This window comes from Verrucomicrobia bacterium S94 (assembly GCA_004299845.1).
Taxonomy (GTDB): Bacteria; Verrucomicrobiota; Kiritimatiellia; order Kiritimatiellales; family Pontiellaceae; genus Pontiella.
The window spans coordinates 3,404,575-3,421,521 of sequence record CP036201.1; the positions used below are offsets into that span (position 1 = coordinate 3,404,575).

The 16,947-nt window shown below is 52.8% G+C and carries 20 protein-coding genes and 2 pseudogenes; 16 read left to right on the top strand and 6 right to left on the bottom strand.

Annotation, left to right across the window (positions count from 1 at the left end):
* Positions 1-10: 10 nt before the first annotated feature.
* The gene (gene murA, locus EGM51_14985) at positions 11-1,288 is read right to left on the bottom strand and encodes a UDP-N-acetylglucosamine 1-carboxyvinyltransferase (protein ID QBG48643.1); all 1,278 of its coding nucleotides are present in this window, start codon (positions 1,286-1,288) and stop codon (positions 11-13) included.
* A 170-nt stretch (positions 1,289-1,458) separates the two neighbouring features.
* On the opposite strand from murA, the gene EGM51_14990 reads away from it, so the two are divergent.
* The 10 genes and pseudogenes from EGM51_14990 (at position 1,459) to atpC (ending at position 8,583) form a co-directional block, all read left to right on the top strand.
* Entirely contained in the window at positions 1,459-1,749 is a 291-nt protein-coding gene (locus EGM51_14990; GenBank protein ID QBG48644.1) for an AtpZ/AtpI family protein, read from the top strand.
* Positions 1,737-2,171 (top strand): hypothetical protein, encoded by a 435-nt coding sequence (locus EGM51_14995; protein ID QBG48645.1) that lies wholly within the window; start codon positions 1,737-1,739, stop codon positions 2,169-2,171. Before EGM51_14990 ends, EGM51_14995 begins: the two co-directional genes overlap by 13 nt.
* On the top strand, positions 2,168-2,986 hold the full coding sequence (atpB, locus tag EGM51_15000; GenBank protein QBG48646.1) for an ATP synthase F0 subunit A: 819 nt from the start codon (positions 2,168-2,170) through the stop codon (positions 2,984-2,986). Before EGM51_14995 ends, atpB begins: the two co-directional genes overlap by 4 nt.
* A 52-nt stretch (positions 2,987-3,038) precedes the next feature.
* Positions 3,039-3,239, top strand: coding sequence for an ATP synthase F0 subunit C (atpE, locus tag EGM51_15005; GenBank protein QBG48647.1), 201 nt, complete (start codon positions 3,039-3,041; stop codon positions 3,237-3,239).
* 34 nt (positions 3,240-3,273) lie between these two features.
* Positions 3,274-3,849 (top strand): ATP synthase F0 subunit B, encoded by a 576-nt coding sequence (gene atpF, locus EGM51_15010; protein QBG48648.1) that lies wholly within the window; start codon positions 3,274-3,276, stop codon positions 3,847-3,849.
* A gap of 5 nt (positions 3,850-3,854) precedes the next feature.
* Complete coding sequence (atpH, locus tag EGM51_15015) at positions 3,855-4,394, top strand: ATP synthase F1 subunit delta (protein QBG48649.1); 540 nt, start codon at positions 3,855-3,857, stop codon at positions 4,392-4,394.
* 40 nt (positions 4,395-4,434) lie between these two features.
* Positions 4,435-5,954: pseudogene (locus EGM51_15020) on the top strand (F0F1 ATP synthase subunit alpha).
* A gap of 6 nt (positions 5,955-5,960) precedes the next feature.
* A complete protein-coding gene (gene atpG / locus EGM51_15025) occupies positions 5,961-6,836 on the top strand; it encodes an ATP synthase F1 subunit gamma (protein ID QBG48650.1) in 876 nt (291 codons plus the stop codon).
* 17 nt (positions 6,837-6,853) lie between these two features.
* Positions 6,854-8,266, top strand: a complete 1,413-nt coding sequence (gene atpD, locus EGM51_15030) for a F0F1 ATP synthase subunit beta (GenBank protein ID QBG48651.1) — start codon at positions 6,854-6,856, stop codon at positions 8,264-8,266.
* Positions 8,267-8,268: 2 nt separating this feature from the next.
* A complete protein-coding gene (atpC, locus tag EGM51_15035; GenBank protein ID QBG48652.1) occupies positions 8,269-8,583 on the top strand; it encodes an ATP synthase F1 subunit epsilon in 315 nt (104 codons plus the stop codon).
* Between the two features lie 96 nt (positions 8,584-8,679).
* Here the strand turns inward: atpC and EGM51_15040 are convergent, their stop codons facing one another.
* On the bottom strand, positions 8,680-8,862 hold the full coding sequence (locus EGM51_15040) for a hypothetical protein (protein ID QBG48653.1): 183 nt from the start codon (positions 8,860-8,862) through the stop codon (positions 8,680-8,682).
* Between the two features lie 55 nt (positions 8,863-8,917).
* The gene (locus EGM51_15045; GenBank protein QBG48654.1) at positions 8,918-9,196 is read right to left on the bottom strand and encodes an HU family DNA-binding protein; all 279 of its coding nucleotides are present in this window, start codon (positions 9,194-9,196) and stop codon (positions 8,918-8,920) included.
* A gap of 356 nt (positions 9,197-9,552) precedes the next feature.
* Here EGM51_15045 and EGM51_15050 point away from each other — a divergent pair.
* A pseudogene (locus tag EGM51_15050) lies at positions 9,553-10,001 on the top strand (PTS sugar transporter subunit IIA).
* A 4-nt stretch (positions 10,002-10,005) separates the two neighbouring features.
* The gene (locus tag EGM51_15055) at positions 10,006-11,826 is read left to right on the top strand and encodes a cation:proton antiporter (protein QBG48655.1); all 1,821 of its coding nucleotides are present in this window, start codon (positions 10,006-10,008) and stop codon (positions 11,824-11,826) included.
* A 72-nt stretch (positions 11,827-11,898) separates the two neighbouring features.
* Here EGM51_15055 and EGM51_15060 read toward each other — a convergent pair whose 3' ends face one another.
* Positions 11,899-12,555: a DUF2490 domain-containing protein gene (locus EGM51_15060; protein QBG48656.1), complete on the bottom strand. Its 657-nt coding sequence runs from the start codon at positions 12,553-12,555 to the stop codon at positions 11,899-11,901.
* Positions 12,548-13,180, bottom strand: a complete 633-nt coding sequence (locus EGM51_15065; protein QBG48657.1) for a DUF502 domain-containing protein — start codon at positions 13,178-13,180, stop codon at positions 12,548-12,550. The genes EGM51_15060 and EGM51_15065 overlap by 8 nt, the downstream gene beginning before the upstream one ends.
* Before the next feature lie 124 nt (positions 13,181-13,304).
* Between EGM51_15065 and thiF the strand changes: the two genes are divergently transcribed.
* Positions 13,305-14,093, top strand: coding sequence for a sulfur carrier protein ThiS adenylyltransferase ThiF (thiF, locus tag EGM51_15070; GenBank protein QBG48658.1), 789 nt, complete (start codon positions 13,305-13,307; stop codon positions 14,091-14,093).
* Positions 14,090-14,395 (top strand): cupin domain-containing protein, encoded by a 306-nt coding sequence (locus tag EGM51_15075; GenBank protein ID QBG48659.1) that lies wholly within the window; start codon positions 14,090-14,092, stop codon positions 14,393-14,395. The genes thiF and EGM51_15075 overlap by 4 nt, the downstream gene beginning before the upstream one ends.
* A gap of 11 nt (positions 14,396-14,406) precedes the next feature.
* Here EGM51_15075 and EGM51_15080 read toward each other — a convergent pair whose 3' ends face one another.
* Positions 14,407-16,095 carry a sigma-70 family RNA polymerase sigma factor gene (locus tag EGM51_15080; GenBank protein ID QBG48660.1) on the bottom strand — a complete coding sequence of 563 codons (1,689 nt, stop codon included), beginning with the start codon at positions 16,093-16,095 and terminating at the stop codon, positions 14,407-14,409.
* Between the two features lie 122 nt (positions 16,096-16,217).
* Here EGM51_15080 and EGM51_15085 point away from each other — a divergent pair, with 122 nt between their 5' ends.
* Together EGM51_15085 and EGM51_15090 are read left to right on the top strand one after the other, a co-directional pair.
* Positions 16,218-16,778 carry an MBL fold metallo-hydrolase gene (locus tag EGM51_15085; protein ID QBG48661.1) on the top strand — a complete coding sequence of 187 codons (561 nt, stop codon included), beginning with the start codon at positions 16,218-16,220 and terminating at the stop codon, positions 16,776-16,778.
* Positions 16,667-16,924, top strand: coding sequence for a hypothetical protein (locus tag EGM51_15090; protein ID QBG48662.1), 258 nt, complete (start codon positions 16,667-16,669; stop codon positions 16,922-16,924). Before EGM51_15085 ends, EGM51_15090 begins: the two co-directional genes overlap by 112 nt.
* The last annotated feature ends 23 nt before the right edge of the window (positions 16,925-16,947 follow it).

Genomic DNA, 16,947 nt, shown 5'->3' on the forward strand with positions numbered 1-16,947 from the left:
TTCTTTCCTGTTAGTCTTCTCGAATGATATCTGCTCCGAGTGCGGTTAGTCGATCTTCAATTGTTTCGTATCCGCGGTCAATCACCTGGGCGTTGTGGACCACGCTTTTTCCTTCGGCACAGCAGGCGGCGATGAGCATGGCCATGCCGGCGCGGATATCCGGGCTGGTCAGGTTTCCGCCGCGCAGTTCGGTGGGGCCGATGACGACGACGCGGTGGGGGTCGCACTGGATGATGTTGGCGCCCATGCCCATGAGGTGGTCGACGAAATACATGCGGCTTTCGAACATTTTTTCAAAGAAGAGTGCGGTGCCCCGAGTCTGTGTTGCCAGCACAATGCAGACCGACATCAGGTCGGAGGGGAAGGCCGGCCATATGCCGTCTTCAATTTTCGGGGTGGCGTTCCCTTCGTCGGGAAGAATGGTCCGGTCGGGCTGTTCCGGAACCATCAGGTTTCGTCCGTCGCGGGTCCATTCGACGCCGAGTTTGGAGAATGCGCGCTGCATAACCTGCAGGGTGCGCGGTTCGCCGGCATCTGGAATGGTGAGCGATCCGCCGGTGACGACGGAGGCGGCGATGTAGCTGCCGACTTCAATATAATCCGGTTGTACGGTGTATTCCGCGCCGTGCAGTTTTTCCACGCCCCGGATGGTGATGTTGTTGGTTCCAATACCTGTAATTGCTGCTCCCATGGCATTGAGCAGTTTTGCGAGGTCCTGCACGTGCGGTTCGCAGGCGGCGTTGTAAATGGTGGATTCGCCGGCGGCGAGCGTGGCGGCCATCATGACATTTTCGGTTGCGGTTACGCTGGCTTCGTCGAAAACCATGGGCCAGGCGGTGAGCGGACCGGCTTTAAAACGGTAGGCGGTGTCGGTGGTAATTTCGGCACCGAGCGAGCGCAGGCCGTAAAAATGAGTGTCGAGGCGCCGGCGGCCGATGACATCGCCGCCCGGCGGATGAATGACGGCACTGCCGTGTCGGGCGACAAGGGGGCCGGCGAGCAGAATGGAGGTTCGGACTTTTGAGCAGAGATCTTCGCTGAGTGCTGTGGTTTTCAGCTTTTCAGCACACAGCGTTACGGTGTGACCGCTGAGTGAAACCGCCACGCCGATGCTTTCCAGCAGCTGGAGCATGACGTTGACGTCGTTAATGCGCGGCACATTATGGAGAATCAGGGGCTCGTCGGTCAGCAGACAGCTGGCGAGCATAGGGAGTACTGCATTTTTATTGCCGCGCGGATGGAAGGTCCCGCCGATGGGGTTTCCGCCTTTGATGATAAATTTTGCCACTGCTTTTCTTTCCTCAAAACGTGAAAGATTAATGTTCCAGACCTTGGAGGGAATAGAAAGCATTTTCCAAGGGCTGAAAACAGGAATGATGAATAGGTGTTCGAATATAGTGGTATTTTGGTTCCATTTTATTATGGTGTGCGCATAGGCTGAAATAACCTGTTGGTAAAATGCGAATGATCAGATCTTTTAAAGAAGATGGCGCTTCATTTGAGGAGCGCAGGCGGACCGGTGCAGCCGTTGGTTTCGGGACCTCGTTTGCCGCCGGCATGGTGATTTTCGGGCTGGGCGGGCATTGGCTGGATACAAAATCCGGCAGGGAACCGCTGTTTACACTGATCGGAATCGGGCTGGGTCTTTTTTACGGAGCGTATGAAATCTGGAAGCTGATTCTGATGATGAACCGGCAGAACGATGAGATGGAAATGAGCACAAATGATGAAAAGGAATGCCGGAAATGATTCATCCGATAGATCCCATGACGCTGGTCTGGACACGCGCTTTGGCGGTCTCAATGGGCCTTTTTTTAGGGGTGACGGCGTTAATTGCAGGAATAGATGATCAGAATACCCCTAGAAAAGAGTTATTTTATAGTTGGATACTCGTTTTGGTTAATGCATATATCGGTATCTTTATAGCGAATAAGGCCATAAAGCAGCAATTCGGCGGTTTTTTTGTGTGGGGTTTCCTGCTCAACGGCGTCCGGGCGGCTGTTTTTCTTTGCGCACTGCTGGCCATTGTGGAATGGCAGTGTGTGGAAGTAACGAGTTTTGTGCTGATGTCAAAGTTCGGATATATGGCTTTTATTGCGGCGGAAATTTATGGATGGCACGTTTTTACGTTGAAGGGCGGGTTGCCGGCAACCGGTGAAAAGAACGGATGACGAACGATTTGCATATAGTGGAGGATTTGCAGCATGCGGCGCATGAAACCGCTGATCGCGCGCATTATGTAAACCAGTGGGTGATGCATCACGTAACGGATTCCGGGGAATGGCATACCCCGCTGTGGAGCCTGCATCTGCCGCCGTGGATGAGTAATAACGCTGTCATGCTGATTGTTGCCAGCCTTCTGCTTATCGTGAGCTTCGGTGCTTTTTACCGCTATCAGAAAGGAAAAGCGCCGCGCGGCTGGACCAATGCATTGGAGGCGTTGGTGCTTTTTGTACGCAACGAAATCAGTATTGCCTATCTAGGGGAAAAAGACGGCCGGAAAATGGCTCCGCTTTTTCTGACCTTCTTCTTCTTTATTCTTACCAGTAATCTGATGGGGCTCTGCCCGCTTTTTTCCACGGCAACAGGCAATATCAATGTCACCTTCGGCCTGGCCTCGGTCACCTTCTTTTTTATGGTTTTCGGGGCGATGTATGTGAACGGCCCGATCAGCTTTTTCAAGGCTTTTGCGCCGGAGGGCGTGCCGTGGCCGATTCTGGTGATTCTGATGCCGATCGAGATGATCGGGCTGGTAATCAAATGCGTGGCGCTGACCATTCGTCTTTTTGCCAACATGCTGGCCGGACATATTGTGGTTTTTTCGTTGGTCGGGCTGCTTGTGACCTTCGGTTACTGGGCACTGCCGGCATTGGGTATGGCGCTGGCGATTAATCTGTTGGAAGTCTTTATTGCTTTCCTGCAGGCGTATGTGTTCACGGTGCTCTCTGCGATGTTTATCGGCGAGATGTATCATCCGGCTCATTGATGAATTGATTTTGAATAAAGTAACGTAAACAAAATAGACTCAGGAGAACATTATGAACTTAGCAGTACTCGGTGCAGGACTTGTTGTTTTTGCTGCGGCATTCGGTATCGGCTGGATTGGATCTTCCGCTATGAAAGCGATGGCCCGTCAGCCGGAAGCAGCTCCGAAAATTCAGACGGCGATGCTGATTGCCTGCGCCCTGATTGAAGGTGTTGCCCTGTTCGGTGCGGTGATCTGCTTCCTGGCGAACTAATTCAACGTTAAAGCGGCATTGTCAAGGAGTGCGTATGGCCGATTCGGCAAAAAATACCGAACAATCTCAGGGGCTGGCAGAGATCATTGAAGCGCATGCCGTGCATGAGGGAGATCACCATGAGGGAGTGAATCCCATGGAAATCTCCGGCGGGATGGTTATCTGGACCTGGGTCCTGTTCGCGATCACATTGCTGGCACTCTATAAAATCGCCTGGAAACCGATTCTCAGTGCGCTCGATAAGCGCGAAGAGGAGATTCAGGAATCGATCGATAATGCCGAAAAGCTCCGGCAGGAAATGGAGCAGCTTGAGGCGTTCAAAGCAGAACAGATCAAACAGGCGGAGAGCAAAGCCAGAGCGATTGTGGAATCCGGGCGGAAAGCCGCGTATGAACAGGCCAGAGTGATTGAGGAAAAAGCGCATGATGCCGCACAGATTCTGACCGAAAACGCGGCCCGCGATATTGAATCCTCCCGGGCCATTGCAGAAGAAACGCTCCGTATGGAGAGTGCAAAGTGGGCCCGCGAGCTCGCGGAGAAACTGATCGATGCCAATCTGGACGATGAGAAAAACCGGGCACTGACGGATAAACTGATTCAGGAGCTGTAACCCCGATGGAAGTGACATCCGTTTCCAGAAGATATGCGAGTGCGCTCTTTGATTTTGCCGGAGAGCAGCATGCAAAAGACGAGGTTCGTGCGGATTGTGCGGGAATTGCCGCACTCTATGATGCTTCCCGGGAGTTTTCGGATTTTGCGCTCAATCCGACCATTCCTCCGGCAGAAGCGGAGAAGACGATCGTGGCGTTGTTTGAAGCAACAGCGCATCCGGTTACCCTGCGGTTTCTCCGTTTTCTGGTTGCGCGGAACCGGCTGGCGGAACTGCGGGCGATCTGTGAGGTGTTTGAAGAGATGACCTGTGAGGAGCAGGAGATTATCAAAGTGAGTATTACAGCCGCTCATGAACTGACTGAACAGCAGCTTGACGCGATGCTTGCGAAACTGCGCGAACAGTATCAGAAAACGATTGAAGCCGATGTGCAGGTGGACCGTTCACTCATCGGTGGTTTTAAAATCAGGGTTGGAGATCATATCCGGGACTTCAGCCTGTTGAGTAAACTGGATCAGTTTGAACAATCTGTGATCCGTGCATAGTGCGAATGAGTCTTAAGTAGTAGAAGGTAAAACCATGGCGATAGATATCAAGCCAGACGAAGTTTCAGCCATTCTGAAGCAGCAGCTCAGAGATTTCAGCGGGAAGGTCATCGATTATGAAGTCGGTACTGTGCTCAGTGTGGGCGACGGAATCGCCCGTGTACACGGCCTTTCCCAGGTGATGTCCGGTGAGCTGGTTGAATTTGCCAACGGCATGAAAGGTATGGCACTCAATCTCGAAGAGGATAATGTCGGTGTGGCCATTTTCGGTGTGGATTCCGGTATTAAAGAGGGCGATCTTGTAAAACGCACCGAGCAGATTGCTTCGGTTCCGGCCGGTGATGCCCTGATCGGCCGGGTGGTGGATGCGCTTGGGGTTCCGATCGACGGTGGTCCCGCACTGCAGGACATTGAATACCGCCGGATTGAAGTCAAGGCTCCGGGGATTATCGACCGCCAGGATGTACATGAACCGATGCAGACCGGGATTAAAGTCATCGATGCGCTGACCCCCGTCGGCCGCGGGCAGCGCGAGCTGATTATCGGCGACCGTAAAACCGGAAAGACTGCGCTGGCGATTGATACCATCATCAACCAGCGCGGTGAAGATGTGCACTGTTTCTACGTGGCGATCGGTCAGAAGCGTTCCACCGTTGTTCAGGTGGCGGAAACGCTGCGCAGCCACGGAGCACTGGAATATACCACCATTATTGCGGCTACGGCCTCCGATCCCGCGCCGATGCAGTTTCTGGCTCCGTTCTCCGGCACTGCGATGGCCGAATTCTACCGTGACAGCGGAAAACATGCGCTCATCATTTATGACGATCTCACTAAACAGGCTCAGGCCTATCGTCAGCTTTCGCTGCTGCTCCGCCGGCCGCCGGGCCGCGAAGCCTATCCGGGGATGTGTTTTATCTGCATTCCCGCCTGCTCGAACGCTCCGCCAAAATGAGCGCCGAAAAAGGGGGAGGCAGTCTGACTTCTCTTCCGATTATTGAAACGCAGGATGGTGACGTTTCGGCCTATATTCCGACCAATGTAATATCGATTACCGACGGTCAGATTTTTCTGGAATCGGATCTGTTTAATTCCGGGCAGCGTCCGGCCATTAACCCGGGACTTTCGGTTTCGCGTGTCGGCGGCGATGCGCAGATCAAAGCGATGAAACAGACCGCCGGTACGCTCCGTCTGGATCTGGCCCAGTATAGGGAGCTGGCTGCTTTCTCCCAGTTTGCTTCGGACCTCGATGAATCGACGCGGAAGCTGCTGGAACGCGGACAGCGACTGATGGAAATCATTAAGCAGGGTGTTCATGTTCCGCTTGAAGCGGCGAAACAGATCGTGATTATTTTTGCGGGAACAGAGGGTTTTCTGGACGATATTCCGGTCGATAAAGTCGGTGCTTTTGAGGCTGCGCTGTATGAGGCGATGGATTCAAATTATGCCGATGTACTGCGCCGTATCCGCGAAGAAAAAGCCATGAGCGACGATCTTAAGGAAGAGCTTCGGGCGGCTCTGGAAGCATTTAAAAAAACTACACCGTATAAAAAGATCCGGTAAAAACGCATGGCGAGCATTAAGGAATATAACCGCAAACTCAGCAGTCTGAAAAATACGGTTAAAATCACCAAAACCATGAAAATGGTTTCGGCGAGTAAGTTGCGGCGTGCGCAGGAAGCGGAAAACCGGGCCAAGGATTATGCGCACGAGGTCAACAACCTGATCTACCGCGTGGCCGGATCGGTGAAAGAGGATATGCATCCGCTGCTGCAGCCGGCGGCCGAAACAAAAAACATCCTGCTGCTGGTGTTTTCCTCTGATAAGGGACTGTGCGGCGGATTCAATAATACACTGATCAAATATGTTGAAGGCCGGTGTGCCGCTTTTGAAGCCGAAGGGAAAGCGGTCAGTATGGCCTTTTGCGGTCGCCGCGGATTTCTGCATTTCGGAAACCGGGCGCCCGTTTTCAAAAATTATGCCGGGGTAACGGCTGCCCCGAATTCCCGCGATGCCGCGGAAATTGCCGAGGAGCTTGAAGCGGCATTTGTAAGCGGCCGGGTTGATGAGGTGCATATGATTTATAACCACTTTGTCAGTCCGCTTTCGCAGGTGCCGCAGATGGATCAGCTGATGCCGCTGCCGATGTCCACGCTGGATGATCATGATTCGGTTGAAACTATCCGGGAGGAGGATTTCATCTCCGAGCCACCGCTTTCCGAACTGCTGGAGCGGCTGATTCCCCGGCTGGTGGTGTTCAAGGTGTTCTATGCACTGCTGGAAAATGCGGCCGGAGAGCACGGTGCACGAATGACGGCTATGGATAATGCTACAACCAATGCGAATAAGATGATTGATGAATATACGCTGTTGCGCAACCGGGCTCGCCAGGCGGCGATTACCACGGAATTGATAGAGATTATTTCCGGTGCGGAAGCACTGTAAGAAACAGGAGCGGACTTATGACTACAGCCACCACAACGGGTAAAATTTCCCAGATTCTGGGCGCGGTGATTGATGTGAAATTTCCGGAAGGGCATCTTCCGGACATTCTCTCTGCCCTCAAACTTTCCAACCCGAGCATCGGCGATGAACCGGATAACCTGACGCTCGAAGTGGCGCAGCACCTGGGAGATAATACGGTCCGCTGCATTGCTATGGATACCACCGAAGGGCTGGTACGCGGCGCCGAGGTTCGTGATACCGGTGATATGATTCGTGTGCCGGTCGGCACTGCAACACTCGGCCGTGTAATGAATCTGCTGGGAGAGCCGATTGATCAGGCCGGGCCGATTTCCAGCGATTCCACTTCGCCGATTCATCGCGATGCCCCGGCATTTGATCAGCAGGATACGGCGGACAACATGCTGATTACCGGAATCAAGGTAATCGACCTGCTGGCGCCGTATAAAAAAGGCGGAAAAGTTGGTCTGTTCGGCGGGGCGGGCGTTGGTAAAACCGTATTGATTCAGGAGCTGATCAACAACATTGCCAAAGGGCATGGGGGGTATTCCGTATTTGCCGGCGTCGGCGAACGTACCCGTGAAGGTACTGCACTTTACCGTGAAATGGGCGAAGCCGGAGTGATGGATAAAACCGCAATGGTTTACGGCCAGATGAACGAGCCGCCCGGCGCCCGCGCCCGGGTCGCGCTTTCGGCACTGACCATGGCGGAATATTTCCGCGATGAAATGAATCAGGATGTCCTGCTTTTTGTGGATAATATTTTCCGGTTCACCCAGGCCGGGTCCGAGGTTTCCGCACTGCTCGGCCGGATTCCTTCCGCCGTGGGCTATCAGCCGACGCTCGGAACGGATATGGGCGCGCTGCAGGAACGTATTACCTCGACTAAAAGCGGATCGATTACTTCGATTCAGGCGGTCTACGTTCCGGCCGACGACTATACCGACCCGGCCCCGGCTACTACTTTTGCCCATCTGGATGCCACCACTGAACTGTCCCGCCCGATTTCCGAACTGGGCATTTATCCGGCGGTGGATCCGCTGACGTCGACCTCGACCATTCTCAACCCGAACATTGTCGGCGAAGAACACTACAATGTTGCTCGCGGCGTGCAGGAAATTCTGCAGAAATATAAAAACCTGCAGGATATCATCGCCATTCTGGGGATGGATGAACTTTCAGAAGAAGACCGGCTGATCGTTAACCGGGCGCGTAAAGTGCAGAAGTTTCTGTCGCAGCCGTTTGATGTGGCCAAACAGTTCAGCGGTATTGACGGTATTTTTGTTCCGCTCGAAGATACGATCCGTTCCTTTAAAGAACTGCTTGAGGGTAAGCATGACGATGTCCCGGAAACGGCATTCTATATGGCCGGTGATATTGACGACGTGCTCGAAAAAGCGAAGAAGCTCTGATTATGGCAATGTTTCCCGTACAGATTATCAGTCCCGAAGGAACCGTCTGGTCCGGTTCTGCGGAAGCGGTTCAGGCATTCGGTATTGACGGGTCGTTCGGCGTAATGGCGAATCATCGGCCGATGATTGCCGCTCTGATTCCCGGAGCACTGAAGATTACAGAAGCCGGGGGTCGGCTTCTCCATTATGCCGTCGGCGAAGGTATTCTTGAGGTACGCGATGATAAGCGAGTGGTTCTGCTGGTGGATTATGCCGAAGCCTTTGAATCCGCTGAAGAAGCCCGGCTCAAAGCCAAAGCGCTGCAGCACATGCTGTAGAAAAAGATGGACGTTTCGCAGAAATACTGACGTTTTATGTTCCTTTCCTGCAGCTGTCCGTGTTAGCCCAAAAACCGTCAATAAACGGGTTTTTACTTAATAGCCGCTGCTTCCGCTGATGCCGGGTATGGAGCGGGAGCCCTCCCAGTCCTGAGGCGTATTCCAGGGCATATTGGAATATTCCTGCTCGTCCTGATATTCATCATGTGTTGCACAGCCGCTGAATGTGAGAGCACCTGCTGCTGTGATGAGGGCGAAAATAGTTTTTATTGTTTTCATCGGTAAAAAAGAACCGTCCTGAAAACAGGACGGTGCATTTCATGCAAAGCGGTGATTAGAGTACTGCGTCTTTTGCAGCTTTCGCGATGCGGAATTTCAGCACGGTTTTAGCCGGAATCTGAATGGTTTCACCGGTAGCCGGGTTACGGCCCTGACGTGCAGCACGTTCAACTTTAACCAGTTTGCCGATGCCGGGGATGGTGAAGCCGTCAGCGGCACCTTCGTATGCGAGTTCGGCGAGGCCTTCGAGGGCGTCTTTGGCCTGAGCTTTAGAAATATCTGCTTTTTCAGCAACGGCTGCGATGATTTGCGATTTGGTCATAGGTTTTCCCATTTTATGAACTCCTCATACTTTCCTGGTTAAAATTTCCAACAACTGAAGGCTGACTCCGTATCAGCCCATGTGACCGCAATTTCTAAGGTATTCAGAAGCGGTTCGCAACAGCAAAATGGCTAAAAAGCCAATATTTACAGGGGTGATATGAATGTTTTGGCCGGAACAGGACGCCGTTCGGAAGAAGGATCATGCCGCCCGGCGACCGGGATCGGCCACAGGAAGGAGGCGGGGGAGTCTGCTGTGGAACGCGGTAATGGCGTCACTATTCCGAGTCGGAACCATAAAACTATTGACCTTGTGCGTAATCTCATCAAAATGTTCTGCTAACTTTGCCAAGGTAGGGGCTGGCGGGAATGAATCTGAAAAAAGTGTTAACACCGGAAACCGTATGGATCGATCTGAAGAGCGATTCAAAATCGGGGTTATTGAGGAGATGGTGGACCGTCTTGTAGATGCAGGAAAAGTGCAGGAACGCGATGCGGTGCTGAAAGCGGTACTGGACCGCGAATCCAAAATGTCGACCGGGATGCAGAACGGGGTGGCTATACCGCATGGAAAAACCGATGCGGTGAGTGAGCTGGTTGCGGCCATCGGCGTACATAAGGAGGGCGTGGATTTTGACTCCATGGACGGTATGCCCTCGCATATTTTCATCATGACGCTGTCGCCGGAAAAGCGTACCGGTCCGCATATTCAGTTTCTGGCCGAAGTCAGCCGGGCCATCAGTCAGCCGGCAGAACGGGAAAAGCTGCTGCAGGCGAAAACGCGCGCTGAAATGTACGAACTCCTCACGGGAAAATAAGCTGATGTTCAAAAGTCTTCTCGCCGCGTTCCTGATCATTCTTCCATTAACCGGGTCCGTCAGCGCGGCAGACGGGGTGCATCGGGACCGGGAAATCCATGCGGTTGAACTGCAGGAACATGCCGGGGCCGAGCGATCAGCCGATGAGCGGGGGGGGGCTGCTGAACAGCAGGCCATCGAGACCGAACTGGAAGAACATTTTGCCGCCGAAGCTGAACACGGCATTACCCACATGATGATGCATCTGATCATCCAGCTTGCGGTGATCATTGTCTTTGCAAAAATCGGCGGTTTTTTTGCGCAGCATTATTTCAGAATGCCGTCTGTTCTGGGCGAGCTTGCTTCCGGGATGATTATCGGTCCTTATGCGCTTGGCGGTCTGATTCATCTTCCGGTTCTGGGACAGCTTTTTGTGGAAAATCATGGGTTTGCTGCGTCGGCGGAGCTTTACGGTATTGCCACGCTGGCTTCGATCATTCTTCTGTTTCTTGCCGGGCTCGAAACCGATATTGCGGCGTTTCTCCGGTATTCCGTTGTGGGTTCCATTGTCGGTCTGGGCGGTCTGGTTACGGCGTTTGTAATCGGAGATCTCGTGGCGGTTGTGTGGCCGGGGAACGGGATCGATCATTTCATGCAGCCGCCTGCGCTGTTTCTGGGGGTCATTTCGGTGGCGACTTCTGTGGGAATCACGGCGCGAATTCTGGCGGAAAAACGGAAAATGGCCTCACCGGAAGGAGTGACAATTCTGGCCGGGGCGGTATTTGATGATGTTTTCGGGATTATTACGCTGGCAATTGTCATGGGGATGGCGAAGGCGGGTTCGGGCGGTGGACCTGTGGCGTGGGGGGCTATCGGACTGATTGCGCTTAAAGCCGTAGGCTTTTTTGTGGTGGTTACCGGGATGGGGCTCGCTTTCAGCCGCAGAATCACGGCATTGATTAAACGCTTTAAATCCAAAGATATGATTGTGGCGATCTGTTTCGGGCTGGCTTTGCTGCTGGCCGGGCTGGCGGAAATGGCGGGGCTTGCGATGATCATCGGGGCCTACATTATGGGGCTGGCTCTTTCCCGGACGGATCTGGTGAACGAAATCGAACATCATCTTCAGGGCGTATATAATATTCTTGTTCCGATTTTTTTCTGTGTAATGGGAATGATGGTCGATTTTACCGCCATGAAACCGGTGCTGTTTTTCGGCTCCGTTTATTCGCTGTTCGCAGTGTTTTCAAAGGTTTTCGGCTGCGGTCTGCCGGCACTGCTGACGCGGTTCAATCTGCGCGGGGCGCTGCGTATCGGTCTGGGTATGCTGCCGCGTGGTGAAGTGGCCCTGATTGTGGCCGGGATCGGTCTGGCGGGCGGTGTGATTGACCAGGGGATTTTCGGCGTGGCCATTATGATGACGGTGGTGACGACGATGCTTGCGCCGCCGCTGCTGGTGAAATCGTTTGAAGGCGGGTCCGGGCTGCGGAAAGAGATGGCGGAGGGTGATGAGGATATTGAGGTGATTGAACTTGAATTTCCGTCGCACGATATTGCCGAATTTCTGGTGAACCGGTTTGTTCGGGCTCTGCAGCGCGAAGAATTCTTTGTTCACCATCTGCACACGGATGAACCGACTTTCCGGGTACTTAAAGACGATATTGCGTTTACTCTGGTGGAGGGAAAAAACCGGATCATTATCCATGTGCCGAAACCGAACCAGCATGTCGCCCGGATGATCCTGCTTGAAGAGCTGCTTTCGCTCACCGACCTGCTCGAATCGACCAAACAGATGAAATCGGTTGATGAAATGGGCAGCGACCTGATGAAGGGTCTGTTTGCCTGACCGCTCCGGAAACCATAAAGCTCCCGCGTTTTCGCGGAAGCTTTACGGCCGGGATTTTCTGTTCGGAATGGCTTAAAAACTCTGAATCAGAGCCAGATAGAGTTCGTTTGAACTGCTCCATTCATGTGTTGCGCTGGAGGAGCGGGAGGCGACCCAGCGGTACGCGACGCGAATTTTTGTTTTGTCCGCCGGTTTAAAATAAACACCGCCGGTGAGCCAGTTCTGATGAATGTTGTCGGCATTGAAGCTGTAGAAGAATTCTTCTTCGAGGTAGGGCTTCACGCCGTAAATACCCCACGGAAATTCGGCCCGGGTCTGGTTCCGGAAGCGCACATCGTCATCGCGGTCAAAATCATAATAGCGGAATTCAAACCGGCAGCGGTTACGAAGACTGATATCGGCCACCTTACCGAACCAGTGGCCCTGAATCATCGGACGGTTTTCCGCCTCCCATTCGCCTCCGACACGGTATTCGAGATAACGGTATGCCGCACCGATATTGAAGTTTTTGTGAAATCTGTAGTGTGCCCCGATATCCGCAAACCACATATTGAAGGTGTCGAAATCCTCGCCGAAGCGAAGGCGGGAATTGGAGAAGATCTGCCATTCCGGATTGATGTTATACAGCAGAATCAGCTCGCTGGTCGAAGCCCACGGCCGTTCTGCAATGGTGGTTGTTGATATGGATGCGAGTGACAACAGTGCGAGTAGTGCCGTTCTTTTAAACATTTTCCTTTAATCCCTTAATTAGTTTTTCCGATCCCGCCCCACACGAGATCACTGAACGCATGGCATCCTCCACCGAAACATCGACGGGATGCACATATTTTTCATTGAGATGATAAATAAAACCGGAAGTCGGATTCGGTCCTGTCGGAACAAATACCGTAACGGTTCCATCGTCATGCCGATCTGTAATGAAGGCCGTGACCTTTACATCATTTTCAAAAATACGGACCAGTGCTACCGAGGAAAAGGGCGAGCCCTTTTTCTGCAACAGCTGATTAATGGTTTCCTTGACCATTTTATAGCCGGGTGCCCGGTTCAGTATGCTGTTTTCGAGGCCGTTGAAAATCCACTGGCCGAGCCGCGTGCGGACAAACAGTCCGACCAGAAAGCAGCCGAGAATAATGACCGAAATTACAAGGGCTTTGGCGATGGCTTCGTCGTAGCGGCTCGGGAGATCAATATTTCGAATCACCAGATCGGTCAAAGGGCGAATGCCTTCGCTGACGATCCCGAAAAGCCAGCGGAATGCAAAAACCAGGACCATTGTCGGCAGGATGACAATCACTCCACCGATAATCGTGGTCCGAAAGAAATTTTTTGTTCTGCTGAGCATGAAAATCTCCATGTAAGCGGCGCAGTGTATCTAAACCGTTCCCGGCGAAAAGATAAAATTGTATCGATTGAGCTGAAAATAAGCGAACGCAATTCTGTTTTGCGCTCATCGGGGGAATGGTGTCTATTGTCACATTATGAAGATTTTGCTGAACGAACGGAAACTTGAGGTGGATGAACAGGAAACGCTCCTGGGCATTAAGCAAAAAATCAAGCCGGATGCAGATGTCATCATCTATAACGGTGCCGCTGTGACCGATGACCATTGGCTGAAAGAGGGAGACCGCGTAAACCTCATTAAACGGGGAGAGGTTCCGCCGCCGGAGGAGCTGGAGGCCCTTATGGTTTCGCGCCACACCCCCGGGGTGCATGAGAAAATCAAAAAAGCAACGGTCGGGATTGCCGGTCTCGGCGGTCTCGGTTCCGCCATTGCCGTGGCTCTTGCGCGCATCGGAGTCGGCAGACTGATTCTTGCTGATTTTGATGTGGTGGAGCCCAGTAACCTCAACCGGCAGCAGTTTTTTATTGATCAGCTCGGTATGACCAAAACCGAGGCTCTGGAGGCCAATCTGAAGCGGATTAATCCCTATGTCACTTACGAAACCCACTGCGTGAAAGTTACACCGGAAAATATTCCGGATCTTTTCGGATCGGTTGACGTCATGGTCGAGGCTTTCGACCGGGCGGATCAGAAAGCGATGCTCATGCAGCATTTCAAATCGGCTCCGCTGGTTGCCGCCTCCGGCCTGGCGGGTTACGGTCCGGGCGAAACGATCGGTGTGCGTAAAATGGGGGACCGGCTTTATATTGTCGGTGATCTGGAAACCGGGGCCGTTCCCGGCTGCGGTCTGATGGCGCCGCGAGTCGGTATTGCCGCTCATATGCAGGCCAATACCGTGCTCAGAATTCTGTTAGGCGAAGCATGAACCTGTTTGAAGATATTCCCGGGCAACTGCCGGAGGAGCTGGTGGACGTACTGGCTGAAGGTTCCGGAATCCGGATTGAACGGATTGTTTCCGATGGCCACGCTTCGCCGGCCGGTTTCTGGTATGATCAGGATCAGAATGAATGGGTGCTTTTAATTTCGGGGTCCGCTGTTCTGGAATTTGAAGATCGGAAACTTGAAATGAATCCCGGTGACCACATACTCATACCCGCTCATGAAAAACACCGTGTAGCTTCAACCGCGCAAACCGGAAAAACGGTCTGGCTGGCGGTGTTCTTCTGAACACGCGGTATTTATTGATTCTGTTTTTCGGATTCCGGAAAGGTTTCGCTGCCGTCGGCTCCAAAGGGGAAGGCGCCGTTCGGCATCAGCTCGCGAAGCTCCGGAGTAACCCGTTCGGTAATATCTTCGTTCGTGGCATCCGGATGTTGATAGAGGTATTTATATAATGCGGTGCGGTCCGCCTCATTCAGGCCCAGGCTGTTGGCGAGTTCATTGGTTCGTTTGTAGGCGGCCTCTTCTTTCTTTCGGTTTTTCTGTTCTTCGATTTGGATAGCCAGCTCTTCCTGCTGCTCTATGGTCAGGTTTTCATTCAGCGAATCAATTACCTCTTCTACCTCATACCATTGGCGCGGGGCTTGAGTGTTTCCTGCATCCAGACCCATATGGACATTGTTTTCCGCCATTTTTTTTGTGTAGGTCTGAACATATTCTTCCTGCGCCGCCGAGAGGGGCTGTCCGGCTTTCTGCATGGTTTGCAGTGCAACGAAATTCACTAATCCTTCCCGGTCTGTTTTCAGAAGGTTTTTCAGGGCTTCAGAGGATGCCGTTACGGCATCCTGCAAGCGTTGCTTTTCTGTTGCGGCATGTTCGGCCAGAATTTCATCAAATCGTTCGACCGCTTCCGGATCAAGTGAAAGCCGGTGCCGGAGTTTTTTGGAAGGATTTTCGATCTGTTTTGCCAACGCGGCCTGTACCATTTGATTACCCATCATGGGCAGGGCCATTTCCAGGATACCGGTGGCCTGTTCTGCCTGCCGGTAATAGACCGGATCAATGTCGAGTGATGCAGGCTCAGGTTCGGGAATAAACGCATCTGTGGTTTCTGCTTTTACGGTTTTCTGGATTGCTGCCGGCTCTACCCTTGCAGGCTCGACCGCTGCGGGAGGAGCAGAAACGGAAGGATGATCAGTATGGGCTGTTTCTGTATGTCGGGAGGATAGGTAAACTCCGGTTCCGGTGATAGCCGTTGTCGCGACAACGGCTGAGATAAGTACGGTCTTTGTTTTCATGATGGTAATGACTGCTCCTGTTAGGGTTGAGGTTCCTGAAAGCGTGACTCCTGCACCGGCAAGAACGGAAGTTGAAATGGTTTTGGCCAACTCTGCCGGTGCCGCGACCATGGCATGCGTTGGAAGGGCTGCGGCCAGTGCTGCCGCCGTTGAGGAGATTCCGCGCAGGGCCATCTGGCGGTTCAGTCGCTCCAGCGCCCGGTTCAGCCGCATACGTGCGGCATCGGCCGTAATGCCGAGAACCGAGCCCACTTCGGCCAGACTTTTCTGCTGGAAGAATCGCAGCAGAATGGCCTCACGCTCGGCGGCATTAAGTTGATCAATAGCTTCGTGGATCTCCGGCATCAGCCGGCTCCAATCCGGTTCACGGTCCTGCTGCATATTCATATCGTCCACATATCGTTGTTCGCGTGTTTGGCGGCGTGCTTCCGAGTGCTGGATTTTTTTGGAGAAATGACGGGCCGTCGCATGAATCCATCCGCCCAGTTGAACGGAGTCCGACAGTTTTCCGGCTTTTTTAGACAGTTCCAGGAAGGTGAGCTGACAGGCATCTCCGGCCTGGTCTGCATTGCCCAGGCAGGAAAGAGCGGCCGAGTAGGCCAGATTGATGTAGCTTTCGACGATCTGCGCAAAGGCGGTCTGGTCGCCATGCTCTGCATACTGTTTCAATAATTCGATGTTTTCATTCATTTGATTGATAATCCCCGCTCAAAGGTTAAACCGAACGGAAATTATTTAATATTTTTTGAGCGGCCGAAGTATGTTCATGTTTTTTACGTGTGTTTTGTGTATTTCGTGGTTCAATCCAGAACATGATTCGAGCAACATATTCTATTGGAGTCTATAAACTCATTGTGGTGCAGGTGCTGCTGGATTCTTACGAAACCTTCAATTATCTGCTCTGCAAAGACGGGCGGGCCATTCTTATCGACTGCGGGGAAGCGGAACCGGTTTTTCAGGCGCTGGAAAAAGGAGCGTTTCAGCTGACCGATATTCTGATCACACATAACCACGGGGACCACGTCGGTGGATGCCGTGCCGTGCAGGATCGGCTGGGCGTGCTGTCCATCAGTCCGGCAGTGGAGAGTCGTACGCTTGAAATCCTCGGAACAACGTGTCGGTCATTGGCCACGCCGGGACATCTGGATGTCTGTAAAAGTTACTATTTTCCGGATCTTAAGCTCCTGTTTGCCGGGGACACGATTATCGGCGGTGCTGTGGGACGGATGATGGGGGAACGGCGGAGCAGTTTTTTCAGTCCTTGGAAACCATTAAAGCCCTACCGGATGAAACCGTTGTTTTCGGAGGGCATGATTATCTGGAGGAAAATGCGGCGTTTGCGCTTTCGGTCAATCCGGAGAATGAAGCTATAAAAGAGCGGTTGGAGCTGTACGAAGCGGAACCGCTGGCCGCGGTTTTCCAGACCCTGGGCCATGAAAAAAAATCCAACCCGTTTCTTCAGGTGAAATCGCCGGAGGAATTTGCTGTGTTACGTGCAAAGAAAGATGTGTTTGGGTAAGGCGTGACTGCCGCCGGTCAGTT

Coding starts and splice junctions, on each gene's coding strand:
- atpB (QBG48646.1), top strand. CDS start 2,168: ATGACGAACGATTTGCATATAGTGGAGGATTTGCAGCATGCGGCGCAT.
- EGM51_15065 (QBG48657.1), bottom strand. CDS start 13,180: ATGGAGATTTTCATGCTCAGCAGAACAAAAAATTTCTTTCGGACCACG.
- EGM51_15060 (QBG48656.1), bottom strand. CDS start 12,555: ATGTTTAAAAGAACGGCACTACTCGCACTGTTGTCACTCGCATCCATA.
- atpH (QBG48649.1), top strand. CDS start 3,855: ATGGAAGTGACATCCGTTTCCAGAAGATATGCGAGTGCGCTCTTTGAT.
- EGM51_15045 (QBG48654.1), bottom strand. CDS start 9,196: ATGGGAAAACCTATGACCAAATCGCAAATCATCGCAGCCGTTGCTGAA.
- atpD (QBG48651.1), top strand. CDS start 6,854: ATGACTACAGCCACCACAACGGGTAAAATTTCCCAGATTCTGGGCGCG.
- atpF (QBG48648.1), top strand. CDS start 3,274: ATGGCCGATTCGGCAAAAAATACCGAACAATCTCAGGGGCTGGCAGAG.
- thiF (QBG48658.1), top strand. CDS start 13,305: ATGAAGATTTTGCTGAACGAACGGAAACTTGAGGTGGATGAACAGGAA.
- atpE (QBG48647.1), top strand. CDS start 3,039: ATGAACTTAGCAGTACTCGGTGCAGGACTTGTTGTTTTTGCTGCGGCA.
- atpG (QBG48650.1), top strand. CDS start 5,961: ATGGCGAGCATTAAGGAATATAACCGCAAACTCAGCAGTCTGAAAAAT.
- EGM51_15075 (QBG48659.1), top strand. CDS start 14,090: ATGAACCTGTTTGAAGATATTCCCGGGCAACTGCCGGAGGAGCTGGTG.
- EGM51_15080 (QBG48660.1), bottom strand. CDS start 16,095: ATGAATGAAAACATCGAATTATTGAAACAGTATGCAGAGCATGGCGAC.
- EGM51_14995 (QBG48645.1), top strand. CDS start 1,737: ATGCCGGAAATGATTCATCCGATAGATCCCATGACGCTGGTCTGGACA.
- EGM51_15085 (QBG48661.1), top strand. CDS start 16,218: ATGATTCGAGCAACATATTCTATTGGAGTCTATAAACTCATTGTGGTG.
- EGM51_14990 (QBG48644.1), top strand. CDS start 1,459: ATGCGAATGATCAGATCTTTTAAAGAAGATGGCGCTTCATTTGAGGAG.
- EGM51_15055 (QBG48655.1), top strand. CDS start 10,006: ATGTTCAAAAGTCTTCTCGCCGCGTTCCTGATCATTCTTCCATTAACC.
- EGM51_15040 (QBG48653.1), bottom strand. CDS start 8,862: ATGAAAACAATAAAAACTATTTTCGCCCTCATCACAGCAGCAGGTGCT.
- atpC (QBG48652.1), top strand. CDS start 8,269: ATGGCAATGTTTCCCGTACAGATTATCAGTCCCGAAGGAACCGTCTGG.